At 45.2% G+C, this 26,713-nt stretch carries 23 protein-coding genes; 14 read left to right on the plus strand and 9 right to left on the minus strand.

Annotated elements, in window-relative coordinates; translation table 11 throughout:
* Positions 1-5: 5 nt before the first annotated feature.
* The 3 genes from NBH14_RS03760 to NBH14_RS03770 all read right to left on the minus strand — a co-directional run bounded on the left by NBH14_RS03760 (position 6) and on the right by NBH14_RS03770 (position 3,734).
* Positions 6-1,835, minus strand: a complete 1,830-nt coding sequence (locus tag NBH14_RS03760; RefSeq protein WP_186958863.1) for an endonuclease/exonuclease/phosphatase family protein — start codon at positions 1,833-1,835, stop codon at positions 6-8.
* A gap of 226 nt (positions 1,836-2,061) precedes the next feature.
* Complete coding sequence (locus tag NBH14_RS03765) at positions 2,062-3,087, minus strand: threonine aldolase family protein (RefSeq protein WP_128134960.1); 1,026 nt, start codon at positions 3,085-3,087, stop codon at positions 2,062-2,064.
* A gap of 137 nt (positions 3,088-3,224) precedes the next feature.
* Positions 3,225-3,734 (minus strand): RNA polymerase sigma factor, encoded by a 510-nt coding sequence (locus NBH14_RS03770; protein ID WP_128134961.1) that lies wholly within the window; start codon positions 3,732-3,734, stop codon positions 3,225-3,227.
* Between the two features lie 263 nt (positions 3,735-3,997).
* On the opposite strand from NBH14_RS03770, the gene NBH14_RS03775 reads away from it, so the two are divergent.
* Positions 3,998-5,383 carry an NfeD family protein gene (locus tag NBH14_RS03775; RefSeq protein ID WP_186958739.1) on the plus strand — a complete coding sequence of 462 codons (1,386 nt, stop codon included), beginning with the start codon at positions 3,998-4,000 and terminating at the stop codon, positions 5,381-5,383.
* Here NBH14_RS03775 and NBH14_RS03780 read toward each other — a convergent pair.
* Positions 5,378-6,034, minus strand: coding sequence for an AlbA family DNA-binding domain-containing protein (locus NBH14_RS03780; RefSeq protein WP_186958738.1), 657 nt, complete (start codon positions 6,032-6,034; stop codon positions 5,378-5,380). The genes NBH14_RS03775 and NBH14_RS03780 overlap by 6 nt on opposite strands.
* A 70-nt stretch (positions 6,035-6,104) precedes the next feature.
* Between NBH14_RS03780 and NBH14_RS03785 the strand changes: the two genes are divergently transcribed.
* Both NBH14_RS03785 and kdsB read left to right on the plus strand, forming a co-directional pair.
* Entirely contained in the window at positions 6,105-8,366 is a 2,262-nt protein-coding gene (locus NBH14_RS03785; RefSeq protein WP_186958737.1) for a cation:proton antiporter domain-containing protein, read from the plus strand.
* Positions 8,367-8,394: 28 nt separating this feature from the next.
* Complete coding sequence (gene kdsB / locus NBH14_RS03790) at positions 8,395-9,153, plus strand: 3-deoxy-manno-octulosonate cytidylyltransferase (protein WP_186958736.1); 759 nt, start codon at positions 8,395-8,397, stop codon at positions 9,151-9,153.
* On the opposite strand, the gene NBH14_RS03795 is transcribed toward kdsB, so the two are convergent.
* From NBH14_RS03795 to pyrG, 3 genes are all read right to left on the minus strand, one after another.
* The gene (locus NBH14_RS03795) at positions 9,134-9,967 is read right to left on the minus strand and encodes a DUF6057 family protein (RefSeq protein WP_186958735.1); all 834 of its coding nucleotides are present in this window, start codon (positions 9,965-9,967) and stop codon (positions 9,134-9,136) included. The two genes, kdsB and NBH14_RS03795, sit on opposite strands and share 20 nt — an antisense overlap.
* 280 nt (positions 9,968-10,247) lie before the next feature.
* Positions 10,248-12,146: a membrane protein insertase YidC gene (yidC, locus tag NBH14_RS03800; RefSeq protein WP_128135247.1), complete on the minus strand. Its 1,899-nt coding sequence runs from the start codon at positions 12,144-12,146 to the stop codon at positions 10,248-10,250.
* Positions 12,147-12,157: 11 nt separating this feature from the next.
* Positions 12,158-13,762: a CTP synthase gene (gene pyrG, locus NBH14_RS03805; RefSeq protein ID WP_007657611.1), complete on the minus strand. Its 1,605-nt coding sequence runs from the start codon at positions 13,760-13,762 to the stop codon at positions 12,158-12,160.
* A 231-nt stretch (positions 13,763-13,993) separates the two neighbouring features.
* On the opposite strand from pyrG, the gene NBH14_RS03810 reads away from it, so the two are divergent.
* The 11 genes from NBH14_RS03810 to NBH14_RS03860 all read left to right on the plus strand — a co-directional run bounded on the left by NBH14_RS03810 (position 13,994) and on the right by NBH14_RS03860 (position 25,243).
* Complete coding sequence (locus tag NBH14_RS03810) at positions 13,994-15,532, plus strand: DUF3078 domain-containing protein (protein WP_186958734.1); 1,539 nt, start codon at positions 13,994-13,996, stop codon at positions 15,530-15,532.
* A 101-nt stretch (positions 15,533-15,633) separates the two neighbouring features.
* Positions 15,634-16,053 carry a SoxR reducing system RseC family protein gene (locus tag NBH14_RS03815; RefSeq protein ID WP_128135250.1) on the plus strand — a complete coding sequence of 140 codons (420 nt, stop codon included), beginning with the start codon at positions 15,634-15,636 and terminating at the stop codon, positions 16,051-16,053.
* Positions 16,054-16,062: 9 nt separating this feature from the next.
* On the plus strand, positions 16,063-17,028 hold the full coding sequence (locus NBH14_RS03820; protein ID WP_186958733.1) for a Fe-S cluster domain-containing protein: 966 nt from the start codon (positions 16,063-16,065) through the stop codon (positions 17,026-17,028).
* Positions 17,029-17,040: 12 nt separating this feature from the next.
* Positions 17,041-18,372 (plus strand): electron transport complex subunit RsxC, encoded by a 1,332-nt coding sequence (gene rsxC / locus NBH14_RS03825; protein ID WP_186958732.1) that lies wholly within the window; start codon positions 17,041-17,043, stop codon positions 18,370-18,372.
* Positions 18,373-18,384: 12 nt separating this feature from the next.
* Positions 18,385-19,344: an RnfABCDGE type electron transport complex subunit D gene (locus tag NBH14_RS03830; protein ID WP_128135252.1), complete on the plus strand. Its 960-nt coding sequence runs from the start codon at positions 18,385-18,387 to the stop codon at positions 19,342-19,344.
* 2 nt (positions 19,345-19,346) lie between these two features.
* Positions 19,347-19,982 (plus strand): RnfABCDGE type electron transport complex subunit G, encoded by a 636-nt coding sequence (locus tag NBH14_RS03835; protein WP_128135253.1) that lies wholly within the window; start codon positions 19,347-19,349, stop codon positions 19,980-19,982.
* Positions 19,975-20,559, plus strand: a complete 585-nt coding sequence (locus NBH14_RS03840) for an RnfABCDGE type electron transport complex subunit E (RefSeq protein ID WP_028728844.1) — start codon at positions 19,975-19,977, stop codon at positions 20,557-20,559. Before NBH14_RS03835 ends, NBH14_RS03840 begins: the two co-directional genes overlap by 8 nt.
* Before the next feature lie 18 nt (positions 20,560-20,577).
* Complete coding sequence (gene rsxA / locus NBH14_RS03845; RefSeq protein ID WP_007657600.1) at positions 20,578-21,150, plus strand: electron transport complex subunit RsxA; 573 nt, start codon at positions 20,578-20,580, stop codon at positions 21,148-21,150.
* A 21-nt stretch (positions 21,151-21,171) separates the two neighbouring features.
* Positions 21,172-22,212, plus strand: coding sequence for a UDP-glucose 4-epimerase GalE (gene galE / locus NBH14_RS03850; protein ID WP_007657598.1), 1,041 nt, complete (start codon positions 21,172-21,174; stop codon positions 22,210-22,212).
* 298 nt (positions 22,213-22,510) lie between these two features.
* Positions 22,511-22,873, plus strand: a complete 363-nt coding sequence (locus NBH14_RS03855; RefSeq protein ID WP_128135254.1) for an Hpt domain-containing protein — start codon at positions 22,511-22,513, stop codon at positions 22,871-22,873.
* Between the two features lie 12 nt (positions 22,874-22,885).
* Positions 22,886-25,243 carry a hybrid sensor histidine kinase/response regulator gene (locus tag NBH14_RS03860; RefSeq protein WP_186958731.1) on the plus strand — a complete coding sequence of 786 codons (2,358 nt, stop codon included), beginning with the start codon at positions 22,886-22,888 and terminating at the stop codon, positions 25,241-25,243.
* 15 nt (positions 25,244-25,258) lie between these two features.
* Here the strand turns inward: NBH14_RS03860 and NBH14_RS03865 are convergent, their stop codons facing one another.
* Together NBH14_RS03865 and NBH14_RS03870 are read right to left on the minus strand one after the other, a co-directional pair.
* Positions 25,259-25,885, minus strand: a complete 627-nt coding sequence (locus tag NBH14_RS03865) for an HAD family hydrolase (protein ID WP_186958730.1) — start codon at positions 25,883-25,885, stop codon at positions 25,259-25,261.
* A 110-nt stretch (positions 25,886-25,995) separates the two neighbouring features.
* Positions 25,996-26,646 (minus strand): NAD(P)-dependent oxidoreductase, encoded by a 651-nt coding sequence (locus NBH14_RS03870; RefSeq protein ID WP_186958729.1) that lies wholly within the window; start codon positions 26,644-26,646, stop codon positions 25,996-25,998.
* Between the last annotated feature and the right edge of the window lie 67 nt (positions 26,647-26,713).

Here is a 26,713-nt window from a genome sequence, read left to right on the forward strand (position 1 = left end):
TTCTATTACAGTTTCAAATCCTGCAAGGTTTCGCCTTTGGCATTCAATACACGCAATGTCATTTCCTTTCCTTTCTTCTGAAGGACCATCACAGTGGCACCGTCCATCCGGTATCCTCCTCCCACCATAACGGGGAAGTTATTACCGTTGGCAGTACCTTTCGGATAATAGGCATGGCGATGGGTATGTGCATTGATACAAATATTGAACGGTGCTTTTGCCAGCAGACCTCCCCATAACTCCAAACACGGATTATAACGATCCACATCTTTACCATAAATAGGAACATGATGAATCAAAACACGTTTTGCAGCCTGTTTGAAAGGTTTCGAGGCCAGTTCTTCTTTCAGGAAACCGACCTGTGCTTCGCGCAAAGCCGAAAAATCATTCAAGCCATAATATACCCAGTGGTCATCCGGTTTGTCTTCGCCACAGTCGAGCATAACGATACGGGTATCACCCCAGTTGAATGCTCCATATGTTTTATCACCTACATAATCGAACAAGCTGCGCAGCCCGATTGAATAAGCATTTCTAATCTCGTGGTTACCACGCAGATAAAAAACGGGAACATCAGCAGCACCGACAGTCTCGTTCAGTTCCGAAAGAAAATGAGTCGCTTCGTCATGATCTTTCGGGTCATCGATGCAGTCACCGTTAAAGATCACGAAATCATAGTCTACATCCTTCACTTGTTTATATAGGGCTTGTAATGTCTCTGAATGTTTGTGCAGGTCGTTGAAGATAACAGTTGTAAAATCAGCATCGGAAGAAGCCGGTAAGGTGAATGAATGGAAATCGGAAACAGCCGTTTCGCCGAATACTTTCTTATAGGCCTGATAAAGCATGATTTCCTGTGAGCAAACACGATAATAATACGTCTTGCCCGGTTCCAGATCGTTCAGTCTTACTTTATTTTGCAAGCCATTGCAAATAACTTGTCCGTCCACGATCGTACGTGCTTTTTTCAACTGGTTCTTATCGGTTCCGTATTCTACCCAGCTATAAGCAGGCACTGTTGTCTGCCACATAACCGTGATACCGTTTCCTACCGGGTTCTGCAAATAAGGTTCCGTACGGAATATCTGCGCGGCAGGCTGCATAAAAGCAATCTCCGCCACAATCGGACGATGATCGGAGGCAGCCGGCTCATTCACAACATAAGCTGAAAGGCGGGTAAATGCCGTTGTGTCCTTGGCATAAGCAGCGATATAATCGATTGTTTCCGTAGGTTCGTCGGCCGGGAAAGTCGGTTGCTTGGTGTTTGTCAGGATAACGAAATCCTTTTGAACCTCCTGTATGACTTCCGAATCAGGATGAGCATTGAAATCGCCGGCAATGAATAAAGGCTTATTGGCTTTTGCCGCTTCCTTACGGATGATATCCAAGGAGGCCAGACGATCTTCCCCTGTCAGCGACAGGTGGGTACAGCAATAAATATATTTCTCAAATTCAACAATCAGCAAAGCACGTTCTTCCTCTCTTCCCGGAAGAGCCAGATAACGGTAACTAAGCGGTTTCTCTTTACTCAGCATCCCAATGCCGTATTTACCGCCGTCATAATTTATTGCGGGAGCATAAACGGGAAACATAAGCGTCTTATCAGCCAATACACGCAAGATGTCGGTCTGGCCGCTTCTCCCCGTTACACTGTCCACTTCCTGAACAGCGACAACATTCGGACGCACCTTATTGATTACATCAGCCGTACGTTGAATATTGGAGACATTATCCAATCCTCTCCCGTTACGGATATTATAACTCATGATACGCAAGGTGTTATCCTCCCTTGCCTCTTTCTCCTGTGAATAAAGATTACATAATGGCAGTAACATAAAAAGTATCGCCATGAACCTACTCCCGTGTCTCATCTGTTTATTATTTAGTGATTAACAGAGGACAAAAGTAAGAAAAAGGAATGATTTTCCCTTTAGAGGTAGGTCTAATTTCATTTAGAGGTAGGTGTAAATCGATTTAGACGTACCTCTAAATTCATTTACACCTACCTCTTTTCTCTAAAGGGATGGTAGAAAAAACGAAAATGTTCTAAATATCCCGAAATTATTCTCCCATTATTTCTTTCAAGTCCTGTTCGAACTGTGCAATATCTTCACCGGTCGTATCCCACGAAGTAACCAGGCGGGCCTCGTTATTATCTTCGTTCCACATATAGAAAAAATAACGGTCCTGCAATTTCTTCAGCGGTTCTGCCGGGATGGTGAAGAATATCTGATTGGTTTCAACCTTTTGCGTAAACTGTATCTGCGGATATTGTTTGAGTGCTTCAGCCAGTTTAGCTGCACTGATATTGGCTTTCATCGCATTTTCAAGCCAGAGGTTGTTTTCAAGATAAGGAATAAACTGTGCAGACAGATAACGCAACTTGGAGGCCAACTGAGCCGATTGCTTCCGGTAATACTGCAAATTCTCCGTGATCTCAGGACGGAAGGAAACGACAGCCTCCCCCATCATCATTCCGTTTTTGGTTCCACCGAAGCTCAGGATATCCACGCCGGCATCTACCGTCACCTGTTTCATGGAACAATTCAGATATGCACAGGCATTTGCCAGACGGGCACCGTCCATGTGCAGATACATATTGTGAGCATGCAACAAATCGGCAATGGCTTTTACTTCTTCTACCGTATAGACCGTTCCCAATTCAGAAACCTGGGAGATATAAACAGCTTTCGGCTGGGAATGATGGCAAACGCCGAAGTTATGCAAACGCGGTTTTATTAATTCGGGAGTAAGTTTGCCGTCGGTTGTCGGAATAGTAACAACCGCACAGCCTGTCATCCGGGCCGGAGCTCCGCATTCGTCTACATTAATATGTGCCGTTTCAGCACACAAAATACTGTTGAAAGGACGCGTCACAGCCTGTAAAGCCACCGAATTAGCACCGGTGCCGTTAAAAACAAAGAACGGAGAGGCCTCTTCACCAAATATACTTTTAATCTTTGCCACTGCGGCACTTGTCCAGGGGTCGTCGCCATATCCGATTGCGTGATCCTCATTTGCTTTTATCACAGCCTCCATTACTAATGGATGGACGCCCGAATTGTTATCGCTTGCAAAACTTCTCATTGTGTTTTAGTATTTTGCGGCAAAAGTACGGATTTATTCATTAATATGTCATTTTTATCATCTATATATTAAAAAAGAAGAGGCCTCCAACCGGAAGCCTCTTCTTTTTATTAACTTGTTTATTAGAATATTAACCACTAACTCAGGCGAAAATCCTTCAAAACTTTTTGCAACTCCTGGCGGGCAAAGAAGATACGGCTCTTTACCGTTCCCAGTGGTACATTCAATTTTTCAGCGATCTCATTATATTTATAGCCACTTAAAAACATGGAAAAAGGAACTTTCAATTCATCATTCAATCCATTAATGGCTTTTGTGATTTCCTGAATCTGATAAGCTCCGTCCGGAGAATCAAATCCCGAATCATTCACGACGTCCAAATTATACAAATCAACACCCTGATCAACAACGGTTTGCGTACGAACAATTTTATGATAATTGTTTATAAAGATATTACGCATTACGGTCAAGACCCAGCCTTTAAAATTAATATTGTCAACAAACTTTTCCTGATTGTCTAAAACCTTCAGCGTTGTGTCTTGCATCAAATCCTGGGCGTCATCCCGATTTGCGGTGAGCATCAGTGCAAAATTCATCATGTTTTCTTGCATGCTCAATAATTTTTTCTGAAATTGCAACGCATTCATATTACTTACTATTTATAAAAGGTTAATACCGGTTAAGTATAGCCCCTCACTATTGAGAGACAATACAAATATAGGAAATATTATTGATACTGGATGGCGCTTTGAGAAATATTAATATTAAAAATCGTAACTTAATATATTTATAACAAATTCAGCTGAAAATGAACAGCTTTTACAAGTTTACAACTTGAAGAATTTCAAAATTTACAAGTTGTATGTTACAATTTTCAATTAAGTATAAAAAGTATAGCTAATTAGACAAAATGATGAAAAATTCAGGATTCTTATTATTACTGTTATTTATAGCGATAACAACCTTTAAATCAACAGCTAAAGAACAAAAACTAGTCTATCAAATCGACATAAAGAAAGAGATTGATAATACTACCCGCTTATACCTTCGTAACGGATTGGAAGAAGCGAAATCATTGGGAGCCGATGCCGTTCTTCTTCATATGAACACCTATGGAGGATTGCTCGAAGCAGCGGATTCAATGCGTACCGCAATCTTGTACAACCCTGTTCCCGTCTACGTTTTTATCGATAACAATGCCGCTTCGGCCGGAGCGCTGATATCGATTGCGTGTAAAAAAATCTTTATGAGGAAAGGCGCCAACATCGGTGCCGCGACTGTCGTTAACCAAACCGGAGCCGCTTTGCCTGATAAATATCAATCATACATGCGTTCGATGATTCGATCGACAGCCGAAGCACACGGAAAAGATACGATCATCCAAGGGACAGATACTACATACAGATGGAAAAGGGATCCGCTGATAGCCGAAGCCATGGTAGACGAACGTGTCATTGTTCCGAATCTGATCGACTCGGGCAAAGTGCTCACCTTCACTGCCGACGAGGCGCTGGAATGGGGCTATTGCGACGGTATTGCGGAAACACCCGGTGAAGTGATCACAAAGTATCTGGGATACAACGATTATGAACTGAAGACATACGAACCGTCCTGGTATGACGACCTGAAAGGTTTCCTGATGAATCCGATGTTGCAATCGCTTCTTATCATTATTATTATAGGAGGTATCTATTTCGAAATGCAGACGCCGGGGCTCGGCTTCCCGTCGGCTGCAGCCATCGTCGCCGCGATTCTTTATTTCGCACCTTTATATATGGACGGACTGGCACAGAACTGGGAAATACTGGTCTTTATCATCGGATTACTGTTAATTGCAGCGGAGATATTTATCATCCCGGGATTCGGTATAGCGGGCATCAGCGGCATCATCTTTCTGGTTACCGGGTTGACACTCAGCCTGCTGAATAATACGGATTTCAACTTCGAAGCAGTTTCTTCCAAAGAAATCGGAGAAGCGGCATTGACTGTCCTGATCGGACTGGGGCTGGGCTTTATACTGATGATCTGGTTATCCAACAAAATCGGGACAAAAGGTATGTTCCGGAAAGTAGCGCTCCACAAAGACCTTGAAGACGCCCACTCCTCCCCTTCATTGACTCCGCTGATCGGGAAGGAAGGAACAGCCTTCACCGTACTCCGTCCTTCAGGTAAAGTAATGATCGACAACGAACTCTACGATGGTATATCGGATTCCGGCTTCATTGAAAAAGGGACAAAAGTGAAAGTGGTCCGTTTTGAGAATGCACAGGTATATGTGGAAACCTCCGGCCTATAACGCCAGCTTATCGTTGCCGGGCACCCGTTGATAAAAAATACGTTTATCAACGACCACATATTCCAGGGCATCGATCGCCAGCAAATCGCTCAGAATATTTTTGGCCGTGTAATAATTTACATGGCCAATACGGCAAAGCTGACCCGCATTGATATAAGGATATTGCTCCAGGTAAGAGAACAGCCGCTCTACCGGCTTACTGATCTTCACCAGTGTCCCGTCTTTCCGGCGCTTCTTCTCCCACGAAAGAACCAGAATCTCATTTGCCAGGATATTCTCGTCGGCTACGCGGATATAGGCTTTATACTTATCCTCTTTATCAGGCGCCAGGTGAGGTTTGTCCGCACTGGGCGCTATATAGATTTCCAAAACGGTTTTCCCGCTTATTTCCCAGCGGGTAGCCTCGAAAGGGACTTCCGGCTGAGTGTACATTTTAGATGCAGCCTCAATCATATAATACTCTTCCTCACTGCGGACACCGGAGATATTCCCGTTGTCTTTCACCCCAATCAGCAACCGACCGCCATCGGTATTGGCAAAAGCAGACAAGGTACGGGCAATCTTCTTACTGTCGCTCACTTCGAACTTAAAATCGAGTTGTTGATGCTCGCCCTGTTCAATCAATGCTTCTATCGGATGTTTCTTCTTCATTTTGGCTCATTATTTGACCTGCAAAATTAAAATAAATGTCTAACTTTGCCAACCGAAAAAGAGTGAAAGCATGTCACAGATCCCTTCATTAATTTCAGACCTGGCAGTAATACTGATTTCTGCGGGGCTTGTTACTTTGCTTTTCAAGAAATTAAAGCAACCGGTCGTACTTGGCTATATTGTTGCCGGAATTCTGGCAGGACCAGCCATTAAAGAAATCCCTACCGTTACAGACGTAGAAAGTATCCGTATCTGGGCCGACATCGGTGTCGTGTTCCTGCTTTTTGCCCTGGGACTGGATTTCAGTTTTAAGAAACTGATGAAAGTCGGAGGCACCGCCGTTATCGGAGCAGTCACTGTCGTTATCGGGATGATGACGTTCGGCTATATCACCGGATTGTCGCTCGGCTGGGGGCACATGAACAGTCTTTTCCTGGGCGGAATGCTTTCCATGTCATCCACGACAATCATATTCAAGGCTTTCGACGATATGGGACTGCGCAACCAACGGTTTGCCGGAGTGGTGTTCGGGATATTGGTGGTGGAAGACTTATTTGCCGTCCTGCTGATGGTTTTGCTTTCCACACTTGCCGTCAGTAAGCATGTCGAAGGGATGGAGTTGCTCGACAGCGTGATAAAACTGGGGGTATTCCTGCTCTTCTGTTTTGTAGTCGGTATTTACCTTATTCCTTCTTTCCTGAAAAGAGCACGGACTTTCCTCAATGACGAAACCCTGCTGATCGTCAGTATCGGCCTATGCCTGGGGATGGTCATGATCGCGACTAAAGCCGGATTTTCTTCTGCACTTGGCGCTTTCGTGATGGGGTCTATCCTTGCTGAGACAATCGATGCGGAACATATAGAACATATCGTAAAACCGGTAAAAGACTTGTTCGGAGCCATTTTCTTCGTTTCCGTCGGCATGCTGATCGACCCGGTATTACTTTGGGAATACAAAATACCGATCCTGATACTGACACTGGTCGTCATGGTCGGACAGATACTTTTTGCCACCTTCGGCGTATTATTATCGGGACAGACAGTCAAAGTCGCCATCCAGTCCGGTTTCTCGCTGGCACAGATCGGTGAGTTCGCCTTTATCATCGCCTCTTTGGGACTGACGCTCAAAGTAACAGATAATTTCCTTTACCCGATCGTTGTGGCCGTATCTGTCATAACAACCTTTTTTACACCCTATATGATACGTATGGCCGAACCGGCTTATAAAATAGCTGAACGAGTCATCCCGGCAAGCTGGATGAGTTTTCTGGAACGTTATTCTTCTGGCTCCAACACGATCCGGCAGAAAAGTGCCTGGGACAAACTGCTGAAAGCGCTGGTACGTATCGTAGGCACCTATACGGCTGTCACGCTGGTACTGATCTTTATCTGGTTGCAATTCGTCGCTCCGTTCATTATCGACCAGCTACCGGGACTGCAAGGACAGATCATTTCCCTGGTTCTGATCCTTCTCCTGATCTCACCGATGCTGCGTGCCATCATGATGAAAAAGAACCATTCCGTAGAATACCAGCAATTGTGGCACGACAGCAAATATAACCGTGGTCCGTTGGTTTCCCTGATTGTGCTCCGTATTATATTATGTATAGGGCTCGTCATGCTACCAATCGCACGCTTGCTGAACACAGCTGTCGGAATAGGGCTCGCCATCGCAGCTACCGTCATAGCCCTGGTTATCTTCTCTAAGCGGTTGAAGAAGCAGTCGATCCTGATGGAACGCCATTTCTTCACAAACCTGACGGCACGTGAACTGGAGAACGAACGGAACGCTCCCATCAACCAACGGTTCGCCAGCCACCTGCTGGAACGCGACCTTCACCTGGCTGATTTTGAAGTGAAGCAAAACTCCCCCAGTATGGGCAAGACACTCAAAGAACTTAATTTCAGGCAGAAATGCAATGTAAACATCGTTACTATTATCCGGGGAAGCAAGCGTATCAACATACCGGGAGGAAACGAACGGCTTTATCCGTTTGATAAGCTGGTCGTAGTCGGTGCGGATGACGACCTGGCCCATTTCCGCCAATATATAGAGGAGCGTTATAAAGAATCGCTGAATAACCTCCAGGAGACTAAAGAGGTGAATATGGAACAATTCTTTATCAGTGAAGGCTCCGGACTTATCGGCCGGACCATCCTTGAATCCGGAATACGCGATAACTCCGGCTGTCTGGTGATCGGCATCGAACGGGATGCCCGTTCAATCAAAAACCCGCCTCCCACAACCGTATTCGAGCAGGGAGACATTGTATGGATCGTCGGCGAACATGAGAAAGTGCTTCGTCTCAGCGAAGGTAAAACAGTAAAATAATTAACTAACGAATAAAAACAACCGGAGTATGAAGTTTATAGGAATAATACCGGCAAGATATGCCTCCACCCGCTTCCCGGGGAAACCTCTGGCCGACATGGCCGGCAAACCCATGATACAGCGTGTGTATGAACAAGTGAAGGATGTGCTGGATGCCGCATGTGTAGCCACCGATGACAGCCGTATCGAAGCTGCCGTGAAAGCCTTCGGCGGAAATGTCGTTATGACTTCCGACCAGCACCGGAGTGGTACCGACCGTGTTTACGAAGCCTACGCCAAGGTAGGACAAGGATACGATGTCGTTGTCAATATCCAGGGAGACGAACCTTTCATCCATCCGGAACAGATCGAGACGTTAAAAGCATGTTTTACTGATGCCGGCACACAGATTGCCACACTAGTAAAACCATTCCGTCCGGATGATGACTTCGAAACGACATTATTCAATGCAAACTCACCGAAAGTAGTTATCAACAAGAATAACGAAGCAATGTATTTCAGCCGTTCCATCATTCCTTATATGCGCGGCAAAAATTACCAGGAGTGGTTACCCAACCATACGTATTACAAACATATCGGTTTGTATGCTTACCGGGCCGATACGCTGAAAGAAATCACCCAACTGCCCCAATCGTCGCTGGAGCTTGCCGAAAGCCTGGAACAACTCAGATGGCTCGAAAACGGCTATAAGATAAAAGTCGGCATCACCCAGCAGGAGACAATCGGCATCGACACGCCTGAAGACATGGAGAAAGCACTTGCTTTTCTTAGCCAACAGCATGGCTGAACGCAGTAAGCGACAGCAATACCAGTAAAAGTCCGGAAGTGACAGATACAGACCATACACTGATCTGCATATACCGGACTTTCTTAAACTGCGTAGCCACCAACACACAAGCCAGCATGATAGCCGGGAAAAATGCCGGAAGCCATGCCTGTGGATATTGATATGCCTGTTCTTCTGAAAGTGAATACAGTTCTTTCAGGAATTCAGGCAGCACAGTACCCGTTATCAATAGCAAAGCCCAGTACACCCAATGCTTCTCTCCTATTTCCGCTTCGTACAACAGCACAAGGATTACAAAAATAAACAACCGGCTCCCCACCATACAATAAACCACAAACAACAAAACAAACCCCGTCACCCAGGAGAGCCATTTTTCCTTTATCTGTATATAACCACAAAATATATACAAAACAATAACTAAAGAAAGAATAGAATTCAAATGATAATAAGGACTACAATAGGTTCCCCACTCCATAACAACCGGAAACAGAGCATACAAAGGAGCCATATTCCCGACATTGAATTTCCGCAGAATAAATAAAGAAGCCCACCATTCCAGCATCAACACGGCCGTAATCAAAACAGCCCCGCCACCGACAGGAACAAACAAAGATGTAAGTACTTTCGCCATTGAACAAGCCAGCCATGCAGGTTTCCCCCAATAGCCGACCAACACTTCCGGCAAACTCGCAACACTTACCATCTCTTCCTTCAGGAACAAATGATCCGAATCAAAAAACTGGAAAAAGATAACGCATAGCAATGCAAAGAGTCCAGCTACCCTCTTTTGCAAAAGCTTTTCTTTCTTATCCATCAGTGAACTATTTTTAGACCTATTAAATTCAAAACGTAAAGTCGGCACTTGCTATTCCGACAGGATAAGTCGTCAACGTAAGCATAATCATCAATAGTTGACTTATATATCAATAGTGCAAATATATAAATATTTTAATACAACGCACGCCACATTTCTTCAAATTCAAGCGATTGTACAAAATATACAACTTATTGCATAATCCGGACACAAAAAAGGCGTGCCTAAGTCTTTTCCGGACCGGCACGCCTCTCTTTTATTTATCTTGCAGAAAAAGCTGTTATCTTTTCTTTTTCTGATCCTGTTGTTTCTTCAACTGGTCCTGCTGCATACGCTGCGCTTCTTCCAGACGTTTCATGAAACCTGATTTCTTCTGAGGCTTCTTCTTGTTGGCTTCCAGCTTGGCCAGCAGCTTATCTTCATTAATCGTATAACGGAACACCAATGTCTGAACAATCGTGATCAGCGTAGAAATGAAGTAATAGTAAGTCAGACCCGACGCATACTGGTTAAAGAATACCAGGAACATCAGCGGCATCATATACATCATCGCCTTCATACCCGGCATCTGTTGCTGTCCGGTATTGGTCATTTCCATATTATACTTGGTATAGATAACGTTGGTGATTGTCATCAGCAGACAGAACAAACTGATGTGGTTACCAAAATACGGAGTAATAATAGGAATATATTTGTTCCAACTGAAAATAGCATCGTATGTTGATAAGTCGTGCGCCCAAAGGAAACTCTGGTGACGCAGTTCGATTGCCGACGGGAAGAACATGAACAGGGCGATCAAAATCGGCATCTGCAACAGCATCGGGATACAACCCGCCATCGGGCTTGCCCCAGCTCGGCTATACAGTTCCATAGTTGCACGCTGGCGTTCCACCGCTTTCTCCTGTCCCGGATACTTGGCATTAAGCTCTTCCACCTGCGGACGAAGCACACGCATCTTCGCAGACGACATATATGATTTATATGTCAACGGGAATAAAATCAATTTCACGATAATCGTCATCAACAGGATGATCAGACCGTAACTCTTGATATATTTACCCAGGAAGTCAAACATCGGAATGACGAAATACTGGTTCACCCAACGGAAGACACTGGCACCCAGCGGAACCAAGCGTTCCAGATCCAACTGCTGGTCCGAAGCAATCCCTTTGTCATACGATTTTAGCAACGGATAGCTGTTCGGCCCGAAGAAATAACGGAAAGTCGTTGCCTCATTGCCTCTCAGGTCGAAAGGAACGGCTGTTGTAGTCTTAAACTCTTTAACGATGCCGTCTGCCTCAACCATCTTTGAATCGAAAGTGGCGCTTTCAAAACCTTCATCGGCAATCATCACCGTCGAGAAGAATTTATCTTTATAAGCAATCCATTTCAAACGGCCTGACACCTTCTTGTCTTCACTCTTACTTTCGCTCAGTTGCTCCACATCATCGGACAGGAACTTATAATATAAAGCAGTATATCTGTTTTCATATTTGATACCCTGTTCCTGCTGGCGGATCTTCTGACGCCATACCATATCCAAAGCAGTCGTACTCGGAGCCAGGACACCGTTCAGACCAGTTCCTTTAATATCGAACTGAACCATATAATCGTCCGGCTTAACCGTATAGATAAAGTCCAGCGAACTACCTTCACCTGTATTTAACCGCATCACCAACTGGTTCGGGTCCTGTGTTTTCACCGGAGTGAAATACAGGTCGGCCGTGTTCAATACGCGGTTGGTTGCTGTTACCAGGGTAAAGTCAAGCGAAGCCTCTTTTCCTTCAAACAGGATGACCGGCTTATCATCATAGGTTGTATAATCCTTCAGGCGGGCATATGAAATACGTCCTCCTTTATTACTGATATGCAGTTCGATCAGGTCATTCGCCAATACAGTTACATCGTCTGTTCCTGTCATTGCTTCAGCGAATACACCGAAACTGCTCTTCAGCCGGGCATCTCTCGCAGAATCCGGCAAGCTATCAAAAGAATTATCGGCAGTGCTTTTGCTGTCTTCGCGTTGTAACTCCGCCTGTTTAGTCAGTTCGATCTGAGCGATCGAGTCCTGATAACGGCGCTGGGCTTCCAACTGCTCAGGCGTCGGTTTGTTAAACCAGCTGAATGCAAATAAAACAATACCAATAAGCAGAAAACCAATTAATGTGTTTTTATCCATCTATAACGTTGTTATTTATTATCAATAGCGGCTTTCACAAAGCTCACGAAAAGTGGGTTCGGATTAACTACCGTACTGTTGTATTCCGGATGGAACTGAACACCAACGAACCATTTCAACGCAGGAATTTCTACCACTTCCACCAGACCGGTTTCCGGGTTCTCGCCTGCACATTTCATGCCGGCTTCTTCAAACTGTTCGCGATACTGGCTGTTGAATTCGAAACGGTGGCGGTGACGTTCCTGAATATGTTCTTTTCCATAAGCCTCATAGGCTTTGGAACCTTTCTTCAGGATACAGTCGTAAGCTCCCAGACGCATAGAACCTCCCATATTGGTAATGTTCTTCTGTTCTTCCATCAGGTCGATCACCTTAAACGGCGTATTCGGCTCCATCTCGGTCGAATTGGCATCCGTCATACCCAAAACGTCGCGGGCAAATTCAATCACCATACATTGCATACCCAGACAGATACCCAGGCAAGGCACATCGTTTTCGCGGGCATATTTCAAGGCAGCGAACTTTCCCTCGATACCGCGCTGTCCGAATCCCGGAGCAATCAGGATACCATCCATGTCCTTCAACTGTTCAGCCGCATTGGCTTCAGTCAGTTTTTCCGAATGAAACAAATGAAGATCCAGTTTGCGGTCGTTGTAGATAGCAGCTTGCAACAATGATTCGTCGATTGACTTATAAGCATCCTGTAATTCCACATATTTACCAACCAGACCGATCTTAACTGTTTCGGTAGCATCTGTCTTTTTCTTCAGGAACTCTTTCCATGGTTTCATTTCCGGAGTCGGCCCTACTTCCAATCCCATCTTTTTCAGGATAGTTACATCCATGTTCTGACGCTGCAATACCAGCGGAACTTCGTAAATAGTAGGAACGTCGACCGACTGCACTACAGCGTCGGCGTCTACGTTACAGAACAAAGCAACCTTGCGGGTAATATCATTACTCAGCAAATGTTCGGTTCTCAAGACCAGTACATCCGGCTGGATACCCAGTTCCTGCAACTGTTTTACAGAATGCTGTGTAGGTTTCGTTTTAAATTCTTTCGCAGCTGCGATATAAGGTACATAAGTAAGATGTACACACATACAATTCTTACCTAATTCCCATTTCAGCTGACGAACGCTTTCGATGAAAGGCAGCGATTCAATATCGCCTACTGTTCCACCGATTTCCGTGATCACAAAGTCAAACTTGTACTTCGATCCCAGCAGCTTCACATTTCTCTTGATCTCGTCGGTGATATGAGGAACAACCTGCACAGTCTTGCCCAGATAATCGCCCTTGCGTTCCTTATTTATCACACTCTGATAAATACGACCTGTCGTAATATTGTTCGAGCGTGTAGTCGGAACATTCAGGAAACGTTCATAATGTCCCAGGTCCAGGTCCGCTTCATGTCCGTCTACGGTTACATAACATTCACCGTGCTCATAAGGGTTCAATGTACCCGGATCGATATTAATGTAGGGGTCAAACTTTTGGATAGTAACCTTGTAGCCTCTCGCCTGAAGGAGTTTACCCAATGATGCAGCAATAATTCCCTTACCTAAAGAAGAGACTACGCCGCCCGTAACGAAGATGTACTTTGTATCTGCCACGATAGTAATATTTTAATTGTCTTTAATTGCTCACTCGCATTTCAAAACTGCAAAGTTAGTCATTTTCATTCAGACAGCAAGTGTCTCGGATATTTTTTCAAAACACATTCATCCGCGTTCCGGTTTCCCTATTAGTTCAGATTGTTATATGATGTGAAAGATTAGTAGATTTCATACTTTTTATCTAATTTCGCACCGTAGATACTTATAGATTGTAAATAAAAAGGAATTATGGTTATCAAGAGATACTTCATTCTATTTTCTATACTTTCATTATTGGCAAACCTGGCAAATGCACAGGAAGTGACAACTATTACCGGAACCAATCTTAAAGATACAGCGCAGAACAATGCGGCTGATACTATCCCAATGATTGAAATCGAAGATCCGGACCTGGATAATATTATAAGCCTGCGGGCACAATTCGAGAAACAAAACCAGTCATATTCTGCACCGGTCACACCGAATGAAAATCTGCTTCGCTTCCTGAAAAAAGACGAAGTGGAACTGTCGGACGAAGCCATGTACTGGGCACGTCTGGTGCGCGATGCTTCCACTATATTCGACGCGAATATGACATTCCAGGATACAGTTATAGCAGACCCGTTGTTTTTACCGCTCATATTCAAAGGGAAACTCCTTCCGAAAGATCTTTCCTTCTACGATGAAGATGCATGGAAAAATAAAATCGATATCCCGCAACCTTTTATTCAGGACACCATATTTAAAGAAGAGGTGTTCAGACAGCAGTTCCGCGAGAAAGCACAAAGAAATATAGAAGCCAATCATCCTGAATATTTCCGTTATTCAATGAGGGATCTACCTCAGGACAAAGTAGTTGCCAAAGTGATCAGAAAGCCGACCTACCAACCGGACCTGATCAAGGTGGAAAGCGAAGCAGACTTCAGCGACGTGGATGCACCGGTAAAATTCATTCCCGAAAGACGTTACTGGACGTCACATTTCGAAAGTTCTTTACAGTTTGCTCAGAATTACATCTCTCCAAACTGGCATAAAGGGGGTGTAAGTACGCTGAACCTGACCAACCGCGAACTGTTTACATATAATTATAATAAGGATAAGATAAAGTTCGACAATTCACTGGAAATAAAGAACAACCTGTATACCGCCCCAAAAGATACTTTGCGCGATTACAAAGTCGGAGACGACGTGTTCCGTATCTACAGCAACTTTGGTTACAAGGCATTCAACCAATGGTACTACACACTGGATCTGGACTTCAAGACACAGCTATTCAGCAGTTATGCAGAAAACCAGAATGTTAAACTGGCCGGACTGCTCTCACCTTTCAGTATCAATTTCGGTCTCGGTATGAAATACGACCTGGATAAAACATTCGCGTCGTCCAAACACAAAAAAGTAACGTTAAGTGCCAACCTTGCACCGTTATCTTATACGTACGTTCGTACATTAGATAAAGACATCGACCTGAGCCGGCATTTCCAGAAGAAAAAAGGAGAAGAAGAGTTCCCTTACAAACAAAGCCTGTTCGGTTCTACCGTCAACGCTACTATGACATTCCAGTTCAGCCGGAATATCATCTGGTATTCCCGCTTGTATTATATGACAGACTATAAACGTATCCAGGGTGAGTTCGAAAACCGTCTGAATATGGCAATAAGTCGATTCTTCTCGACTATCATCTCGCTGAACTTACGTTATGATGATGGTATCGCCAAGCATGAAGACTTCGACAGCTACTTACAGATTAACGAGTTGTTGAGCTTTGGCTTTAATTACAAATGGTAAGCTGAACACGATTATTTCTGTAATAAACTTTGTTAATCGTGACATAATATCCAAATAATCCTTACTTTTGCCCCTGATTTTGCAATGTCGAGATTACAAACATGAGTGAAAGTATCAGTCACAACGGAATAATAGAGAAGATCGATGGCAATGCGGTCTTTGTCAGGATCATTCAACAATCGGCCTGCTCCGGTTGCCACGCACAAAGCATGTGCAGCGCATCTGAAAAGAAGGAAAAGATCATTGAAGTGAACGACAATAACCCCGGTAGATTCCATGTGAACGAAAAAGTAACCCTATGCGGCCAGAGTTCGCTCGGCCTGCAAGCGGTTTTTCTGGCTTTTGTGCTTCCTCTGATTGTTGTAGTTGCGGCGATTGTAGCAGGAAGCTGTTTGCAATGGGACGAAACAACCAGCGGGTTAACCGGTCTATTACTACTAGTTCCCTACTACAGTATATTATACTTTTTACGCGAGAAACTGAAAAGAAAATTTATATTTACCTTGAAAAAACTTAATTGATCAAATATCATGATTTTAATTGCCGTTATTTCATTAGGAGCCATTGGAGCCATCGGCGCAGTATTCCTCTACGCTGCCTCCAAGAAGTTTGAAGTATACGAAGATCCTCGTATCGCAGAGGTCCAGGAGGCATTGCCCGGAGCCAATTGCGGAGGTTGCGGTTATCCCGGTTGCGGCGGTTTTGCGGCAGCCTGTGTAAAGGCCGATTCACTGGAAGGACTGCTTTGTCCGGTCGGTGGCGCCGAAACAATGGGTAAGGTCGCATCCATCCTCGGTATGGAAGCTGCTACTGCCGAACCAATGGTAGCAGTTGTCCGTTGCAACGGAACCTGCCAGGCCCGTCCGCGCACCAACCAGTATGATGGCGTAAAAAGCTGTGCCATAGCATCCTCTTTGTACGGAGGCGAAACGAACTGTACGTTCGGTTGCCTGGGTTACGGCGACTGCGAAAGTGCCTGTACCTTCGACGCCATCCACATCAATCTAACGACCGGACTGCCGGAAGTGGACGAGGACAAATGTACTTCATGCGGAGCCTGCGTCAAAGCTTGTCCGAAAAACATTATCGAACTGCGCAAAAAGGGACCGAAATCACGCCGTATCTTCGTCAGCTGTGTAAACAAAGACAAAGGAGCTGCTGCCCGTAAAGCATGTGCGAACGCTTGTATCGGTTGTGGTAAATGTGTGAAAGAATGTCCGTTCGAAGCAATCACGCTCGAAAACAACGTGGCTTATATCGACTACCGCAAATGCCGCCTGTGCCGTAAATGCGTCGCTGTATGTCCGACCGGAGCAATTCACGAATTGAACTTCCCGCCCCGTAAAGAAGCCGCCCCTGCTGTGGACGCCGACAAAGTAAAGCCAGTAACGCCAAAAGCTGCACCGGCCCCTAAAGCCGAAGCAACGACAAAAGTCGAAGCTGCACCGGCGACAGCGCCTGAAACAAGAACAAAAGAAGAAACAACTCAAAAATAAAAATCTAATAGTATGCTAAGGACATTTCGAATCGGAGGTATACATCCACCCGAAAATAAATTGTCTGCCGGGAAGAAAATCACCGGACTGGCTATACCCAAGCAGGTTATTATACCGCTGAGCCAGCATATCGGGGCTCCTGCCCAGGCTGTGGTAAAGAAGGGTGATACGGTTAAAGTAGGTACACTTCTCGCCAAAGCCGGAGGTTTTGTATCGGCGAATATCCACTCGTCGGTATCCGGTAAAGTAAACAAGATAGATAACGCTCTCGACGCAAGCGGATACAAACGTCCCGCTATCTATATTGATGTGGAAGGTGACGAATGGGAAGAGTCGATCGACCGCAGCGAAACGCTCGTGAAAGAGTGTCCGCTTCCTTCCAAAGAAATCGTAGACAAGATCGCCGCAGCCGGTATCGTCGGTCTGGGTGGTGCGACATTCCCCACACAGGTCAAACTGATGCCACCTCCCGGAAGCAAAGCCGAGATCATCATTATCAACGCTGTAGAATGTGAGCCGTATCTGACTTCCGACCATTCGTTGATGATGGAGAAGGCAGAGCAGATCCTGGTCGGCGTTACGCTGTTGATGAAAGCTGTAAATGTAACAAAAGCTGTGATCGGTATCGAAAACAACAAGCCCGATGCCATCGCTCATCTGAGTAAACTAGCTACAGCCTATAAAGGTATCGAGATTATGCCGCTGAAAGTACAATATCCGCAAGGAGGTGAAAAGCAATTAATCGACGCTGTGATTCGCCGTCAGGTAAAGAGCGGTGCACTGCCTATTTCCGCCGGAGCTGTAGTACAAAATGTAGGAACTGCTTTTGCAGTGTATGAAGCGGTAATGAAAAACAAACCTTTGTTTGAACGCGTCGTTACCGTGACAGGTAAAGCGGTAGCCAATCCTTCCAACTTCCTGGTCCGTATGGGTACACCAATCAGTGCACTGATTGAAGCAGCCGGTGGCGTTCCTGAAAATACAGGAAAGATAATCGGTGGCGGCCCGATGATGGGAAAAGCCCTGATTACTCCGGAAGTACCGGTAACGAAAGGTAGTTCAGGCGTATTGCTCCTAACGAAAGAAGAGTCTGTCCGCAAACCGATGCGCGACTGTATCCGCTGTGCCAAATGTGTCAGCGTTTGTCCGATGGGCCTCAACCCTACCCTGCTGATGAATGCAACAGAATTTGCAGAATGGGATTTGGCCGAGAAGAATTATATCACCGACTGTATCGAGTGCGGTTCTTGTAGTTATACCTGCCCGGCCAACCGTCCGTTGCTGGATTATATCCGTTCGGGTAAAGGAAAGGTAATGGGTATCATACGGGCACGAAAGTCATAAAAACAGAGCAATATGGAAAATAATTTAATAGTATCTCCTTCGCCCCATATCCACGGCGGCGATAGCATAAGCAAAAATATGTATGGTGTACTGATTGCCCTTGTTCCGGCTTTCCTGGTATCCCTCTACTACTTCGGACTGGGTGCACTGATCGTTACTGCAACATCGGTCGTAGCCTGTGTCCTCTTTGAATATCTGATCCAGAAGTTCCTGATGAAAAAGGAACCGACCGTATGTGACGGTTCGGCTATCCTGACCGGTGTGCTGCTGGCATTCAACCTGCCGTCGAACCTGCCTGTATGGATCATCCTGATCGGTGCACTGGCGGCTATCGGTATCGGTAAGATGTCGTTCGGCGGACTGGGTAACAATATCTTTAACCCGGCATTGGTCGGACGTGTATTCCTGCTGATCTCTTTCCCGGCACAGATGACGACGTGGCCGGAAGTCGGACAGCTGACAGCCTACACCGACGCAACCACCGGTGCAACTGTTTTATCACTGATGAACGAAGGGGCACTCGACAAGTTGCCTACCCTGGTAGATATGTTGTTAGGTAAAATGGGCGGTAGCCTCGGTGAAGTAAGTGCACTGGCATTGTTGCTGGGACTTGTCTTTATGTTATGGAAAAAGATTATTACCTGGCAGATTCCGGTTTCTATCCTGCTGACCGTATTTGTATTCACTGGTATTATGCACCTGGTTAATCCGGTACAATACGCAAGTCCGTTCGTTCACCTGCTGTCGGGAGGTCTGATGCTGGGAGCCATCTTTATGGCAACCGACTATGTGACTTCGCCCATGAGTAAGAACGGTATGCTGGTTTACGGTGTCGGTATCGGTATTCTGACCACCGTTATCCGTCTGTTTGGTTCTTATCCGGAAGGTATGTCGTTTGCTATTCTTATTATGAATGCATTTACCCCGCTGATCAACAGTTATATCAAACCTAAACATTTTGGAGGGAAATAAGCATGGCAAAACTAAAATCAACATTACCCAATATGCTCTTGTCGCTTACCATCATCTGTTTGGTTGCGGGAGCGATATTAGCCGGAGTAAATATGTACACCACCGGCCCGATAGCAGCCTCTAAAGCTGCAGCGCTGGAAGCTGCTATCAAAGCTGTAACTCCTGAATTCGATAACAAACCATCGGAGGATGCTTATATGGCAGTTACGGCCGACGGCGATTCCCTGAAAATCTATCCGGCTTCCAAAGGCGGAGAGTTCGTAGGTGCAGCTGTCGAAAGTAATACAAAGAAAGGATTCAGCGGCGAGATCAAAGTAATCGTCGGATTCGATAAGGAAGGCAAGTTATTGAATTATTCCGTATTACAACATGCGGAAACTCCCGGCTTGGGAGCTAAGATGCAGGAATGGTTCAGTACGGACAAGAATAAACAAAGCGTGCTGGGCCGCAGCCTCTCCGCCGGACCATTAAAAGTAACTAAAGACGGTGGCGACGTGGATGCTATCACAGCAGCAACCATCACCAGCCGTGCATTTCTGGATGCGGTGAACCGTGCTTACAGCGCATTCGCCGGAACTGACGGAGTAACCGGTGCAACAACCGCTAACACTAACGAGGGAGGAAACGACAATGAGTAATATGAAAGTATTGATGAACGGTATCATCAAAGAGAACCCGACATTTGTCTTGTTGCTGGGTATGTGTCCAACTCTGGGAACAACTTCTTCAGCACTGAACGGTATGAGTATGGGACTGGCCACCATGTTCGTTCTGATCTGTTCCAATATGGTTATTTCAGCCTTGAAGAACCTGATCCCCGACATGGTACGTATTCCTGCCTTTATTGTCGTAATCGCTACATTCGTAACCGTCGTGCAGATGTGTATGGAAGCATTCGTTCCGGCTCTTTACGCCAGCCTGGGATTGTTCATCCCGTTGATCGTTGTAAACTGTATCGTGTTGGGACGTGCGGAAGCATTTGCCGCTAAAAACGGAGTGATCCCTTCCGCATTCGACGGATTAGGTATGGGACTCGGCTTTACGCTGGCACTTACCTTGCTGGGAGCAACCCGTGAACTGTTGGGAACAGGTAAACTGTTCGGCCTGACACTGATGCCCGAACAATATGGTTCGCTGATCTTTGTATTGGCTCCGGGTGCCTTCATCGCGCTGGGTTACCTGATTGCTATTGTTAATAAATTGCGTAAAGCCTGATATTAAAAAACGAAAGATATGGAATATATACTAATATTTATCGCAGCCGTATTCGTCAACAACGTAGTGTTGGCGCAGTTCCTGGGTATCTGTCCGTTCCTGGGCGTATCGAAGAAGGTGGAAACGGCAGCCGGTATGGGTGCAGCAGTAACATTCGTGTTGACGATCGCAACCATCGTTACTTTCCTGGTGCAGAAATATATCCTGGATAAGTTCGGATTGGGCTTTATGCAGACCATCAGCTTTATCCTGATCATCGCCGCACTGGTTCAGATGGTCGAGATCATACTGAAAAAGGTTTCTCCGGCTCTTTACCAGGCACTTGGCGTGTTCCTTCCGTTGATTACCACCAACTGCTGTATCCTGGGTGTCGCCATCCTCGTAATACAAAAAGAATATAATTTATTGGAATCTGTTGTATATGCAATATCAACAGCTATTGGATTTGCGCTAGCTTTAGTTATCTTTGCAGGGATAAGAGAACAGTTGGCTTTGACACGTGTTCCCGAAGGTATGAAAGGTACCCCTATTGCGCTGATAACAGCCGGTTTGCTGGCAATGGCGTTTATGGGATTCTCCGGAATCGTATAATTAATCTAAATAGAGACTAGCATGAAAAAGAAAATCTTAGTAGCAGGTGGAACCGGATATATTGGCTCACACACTACAGTTGAGTTGCAGAATGCAGGTTATGATGTAGTTATCATCGACGACCTGTCAAACTCCAATATTGAAGTGTTGGATGGCATTGAAAAGATCACAGGTATCCGTCCTGAATTCATCAAACTGGATTTAAAAGATAAAGAAGGAACCCGCGAAGCACTGAAGGCTCATCCGGGTATCAATGGTATCATCCTTTTCGCAGCAAGCAAAGCTGTTGGCGAATCGGTTCAGCAGCCACTGAAGTACTACCGTAACAATGTTGTTACGCTGGTAAACCTGCTGGAATTGATGCCGGAATTTAATATCGAAGGAATCGTATTCTCTTCTTCCTGTACCGTTTACGGACAGCCTGATCCCGAAAACCTGCCTGTAACAGAAGATGCCCCGATCAAACCGGCAACATCTCCTTATGGCAACACCAAACAGATCAACGAAGAGATCATCCGCGATACTATTCACGCAAACGCTCCGTTCAAGAGCATTATCCTGCGTTACTTCAACCCGATCGGTGCTCACCCGAGTGCAGAAATCGGCGAATTGCCTAACGGCGTTCCCCAGAACCTGATCCCGTATCTGACACAGACTGCAATCGGTATCCGCAAGGAACTGAGCGTATTCGGTGACGACTATGATACACCTGACGGCTCTTGTATCCGCGACTATATCAATGTAGTCGACCTGGCAAAAGCACACGTAATCGCTATGGACCGTATGCTGGGTGGTAAAACAGAAGAGAATGTTGAATATTTCAACCTGGGAACCGGTAATGGTGTAACAGTGTTGGAACTGATCAATACATTCGAAAAAGCTACCGGTGTAAAAGTTCCTCACAAAATCGTAGGCCGCCGCGAAGGTGATATCGAAAAAGTTTGGGCTAACCCGGAACGTGCCAACAAAGTATTGGGCTGGACTGCTAAAGAAACGTTGTCCGATACATTGGCTTCTGCCTGGAAATGGCAGGAAAAACTACGCGAACGCGGTATCCAATAAAAGAAAAGTCTTTTTAAATAAGCATGCCGGAAGATTCTCCAGAGATTTCTTCCGGCATTTTTCTTGCCCCCCTGCATGTAACCGGAACTTATCAATGAAACGTTGACTGAGCTTCAAAACCAACATCAGACATCAAAACAGACTCATCGGAGGACTGGATTCGTCAATTAGCAGAAAAAAACATACATTCCTATTGAATTATAACGCTTTTTCCATCTCCATACATATTTTTTATCTACTTTTGGGGATTCCTTTCGTAACAGACAGATGATTTGTTATATAAATGGTGATAAAAAACATGACAAGCGAATATAAAGAGAAGTTACAAGCGTACGGAGTTAACCTGGACAGTGCATTAAACCGTTTCATGGATAATGAACAGTTTTATGAAAGAATACTTTCCAAATTCCCTATGGATGAAAACTTCATCCTGATGGAAAGAAGCCTCAATGAGAATAACATTTCCCTGGCTTTCAGATATGCCCATACATTAAAAGGACTGGTGGCTACGCTTGACCTGACAAATATATCGGACATATTGATCCCGATGACAGAAAAACTCAGAACCGGAGATACTGAAGGTATGCAAGACCTGTTTGATCAGCTGAAAGTACAGTACAAACTAATCTGCGACCTGATTACCGAACACAAAGCAAGATAATAAACAAACTGCATGAATAAGAGGCTTAAATCAAATGAATCATTGGCTAACTACCAATATCTCATGGATACTATCTGGACTATCTATCTGGAAGATGGAAGTGTCGAAATACAAAAAGACTCCATGATTCCGGAGTTGGAAAATACGAAACATGATTACGTCATTCTCAATAACACGATAAAGAATGATGTCTATCCGCCTGACCATACTCTATGGGACGAAACGGTTTCGCTTGAAGCCTTCCGTAAAATGATAGCCGAAGGATGTTTCCACAAAAAATTCGACATGCGTTTCTGTAACGACCATTTCGGTTTTGAATGGCACGAAGCCTTTATAGATATCTTGACTAACAAAGAAGGCATACCCGACAGGGTTGTCTTCTCCAGCCACAATGTTAATGATTTCAGGAAATCACAAATCATTGAAACAGCCGTAAAAGCTGAATACGACTATGTGATTTATATCGAAGCCTCTAAAAACAGTTATGTCATGTACACTTCCGGTACGGAAAGCGAAACACCTCCCCCGGTAGCCAGCAGCAACTATGAAGCGGTAGTTGCAGAGTACAACCGACAATATATGGAGCCGGAGTTTTGCGACACAATGACCGAGAAGATGAGTATCGCCCACGTCGATCCGATACTGCGACAACATGGAGAGTATATTTTATACGGTACCATGATAGAAAACGGTGAAAACCGTGAAAAGAAAATACGGTTCAGCTACTTCGACAGGGAACAAAACATCTGGCTGATGACCAGGACCGACATAACGGAAATCAAGGAAGAAAGAAAACAGAAACTATTGTTGCAGGAAGCCCTACAGAGCGCAACAGCCGCCAACCGTGCCAAGTCAGACTTCCTGTCACGAATGAGCCATGACGTACGTACTCCCATAAATGCAATCGTGGGTATGACGGCAATAGCCGGCCTTCATATGAACGACCAGAACCGCATAGCCGACTGCCTGAAGAAGATAACCATATCTTCCAAACTCCTGCTCAACCTGATAAACGAAGTATTAGATATGTCGAAGCTCGAAAGCGGTAAGATCATGCTGACGGAAGAGACATTCAAACTCGACGAACTGCTGGAAAGTTTATTCATCATGGTGCAGTCGGCCTTTGAAGCAAAAAAGCAAAAGTTAGTAATACACAGCAAAGTAAAGCACGAATGCCTGATCGGTGACGTACAACGCATACAACAGGCACTGTTGAATATGCTGACAAATGCAATCAAATATACCCCGGACAAAGGACTAATACAAATTTCAGTCGAGGAGAAACCTTCCGTTTATAACGGTTATGGGCAATTTGAAATAGCCGTCACGGACAATGGCATAGGAATGAAACCTGAATTCTTAAGCAAAGTATTCGAGCCGTTCGAACGGTCGGACGATAAAGCCATCCGCAATATCCAGGGGACCGGACTCGGTATGGCGATCAGTCGTCATATCGCTCAGATGATGAACGGGGATATCCTGGTAGAAAGCGAGTATGGAAAAGGTTCCAAATTCACCATGAGATTCCATGTCAAACTGGGAGGCATGGATGAATACGACAACAATCTATTAATAGACCTGCCGGTATTAGTTGTGGATGATGATGATGTATCCTGCGAAATAGCCTATGAAAACCTGCAAGAATTAGGAATGAAACCGGAATGGGTTCTTTCCGGTCAGGATGCGGTACAGAAAGTAAACGAAGGAAACAATTATTTTGCAATCATCATAGACTTGATGATGCCCAATATGAATGGCATTGAAACAACCTACAAAATACGGGAATGCGTAGGACCGGATATTCCTATTATCATCATTTCGGCTTACGACTATTCCGGCTACGAAATCGAAGCCCTGAAAGCAGGAGTCAACGGTTTCATCTGTAAGCCTATCATGAAGTCCAAACTGTTTCACCTGATGAAAAAGTTTGCCACAAACAAAAAAGAGGAAGAACAGGCAACTGTCGTACCATCTATCGTCTCCTCTTTTCCGGACAAACGGATACTCGTTGTGGAAGACAACGACCTGAACCGTGAGATCGCTTATGAGTTGCTACAGGAAACCGGTGCTGAAATTGAAACAGCCAGCGACGGACTGGAAGCAGTCAACAAGGTTTCCGCTTCCCCCGAAGGATATTACGATTTCATAATCATGGATATACAAATGCCTGTCATGGACGGTCTTGAAGCCACTCGGCAAATCCGTCTTCTCGACCGGCAAGACATCAAGGACTTACCGATCGTAGCCATGTCGGCCAATGCTTTTGCCGAAGACGTACGGCTAAGCCTGGAAGCCGGGATGAACGAACATATCGCCAAACCCATAGAAATAGACAGGCTTTACAGTGTTATGGGAAAGTGGTTCCGTTGAATACCCCCAACCGGTTTATTTCAACAGTGCATCGATAGCTTCACGCCAATCTTCCCCGTTTTGGGGTTGGTAGGTGATGAAGCCCTGTGTGCGTCCTACTTCAATATTGCTTTTACCATCATCCACAAAGAGCGTCTCTGCCGGAATCAGTCCGCTGTCTTTGATCATATAGTCAAAGATCCGCCGGTCGGGCTTAGTTACGCCAACTTCATACGAGGTGTACATTTTATCAAAATAGGCACCGATCGGACGACCTGCCGAAGTAAACTCGTTTGTCCTTGCCCACCCTTCCTGGATGATGGGATTGGTATTGCTCAACAGATAAACATTGTAGCGCTCGCGAAGTTTCAACACATAATCAAGCTTATATTGAGGCGTATCGGCGATAAATCCCAGCCAACCGGATTTTATATCTTCATACGTCAGGTCTTTCCCCGTATGCTCCCGAAGCTTTTGGCAAAACTCGTCAGCACTGATCGTACCGTTTTCCACTTCCAGAAAGATCCCTTTCTGCTCATAAGGATCCAGCAACTGTTCCGCATCCTCCACTCCGATCTCTTTAAAGCGACGAACTGCCTGATCATGGTCCAGGTCTATAAAAACTCCTCCTAAATCAAATACAATGTTTTTAATCTTTGTCATAATTATCTCTTTTTACATCTATCTTTATCTCTACTACCAGACAAAGATAAGCATAATAAGTGTAAAGCAAGAACTATTCGAATACCTGCAACTGTTTTTGCCAAAGACACTTAGTACCCGAGTGTAAACCGCTCCTGATGATGCTTTTCCTGTTCCAGTTCATCAATCATGGCAACAGCGAAATCTTCTACGGAGATGTTGCTATCCCCACTTTCATCGACAATCAGTTCATCTTTTCCCAGACGGAACTTTCCGGTACGCTCTCCCGGTGCCATATTAGCCGCAGGACTCAGGAAAACCCAATCCACCGACTTTTCCGGCAACAACAAATCGGTATAAACCTTTGCCATCCCTCGTATTCCCGGTAAAAGTTTCTTGGGAACGTCCGGTTCATCCATCAGCTGACGACCGGGAGCCACCAACAAACTGCCTGCTCCGCCAACCATCAGGAAACGATGCACACCGGAGTTGCGAACGGCACAAAGGATAGAGCCATAGCCTTCCAGTGTCTCTTCATAAATATGGGGATTCGACCAGCCCGGATTGAAAGCACTGATCACCGCATCCGATTTTGCCAGTTCACGGGATAAAAAGTCCGTATCGGTCACATTCCCTCCCACTACTTTCAGATGCGGATGGATTAAAGTCAGTTTCGACGGATCTCTGACGATGGCTTTTACCTGATGCCCCCTGCCTAATGCTTCTTTCAGAATAGCGGACCCGACATAGCCGGTCGCGCCTATGATAACCATTTTCTTCATGACTGTATGTTGTTTGATTACTTTCTATAGAACAACATCAGGTAGCCATCTTGTTTTGGAAAAGCGA

Origin of the sequence: Parabacteroides caecihominis (assembly GCF_023656785.1) — a bacterium.
GTDB classification, from domain to species: Bacteria; Bacteroidota; Bacteroidia; order Bacteroidales; family Tannerellaceae; genus Parabacteroides; species Parabacteroides segnis.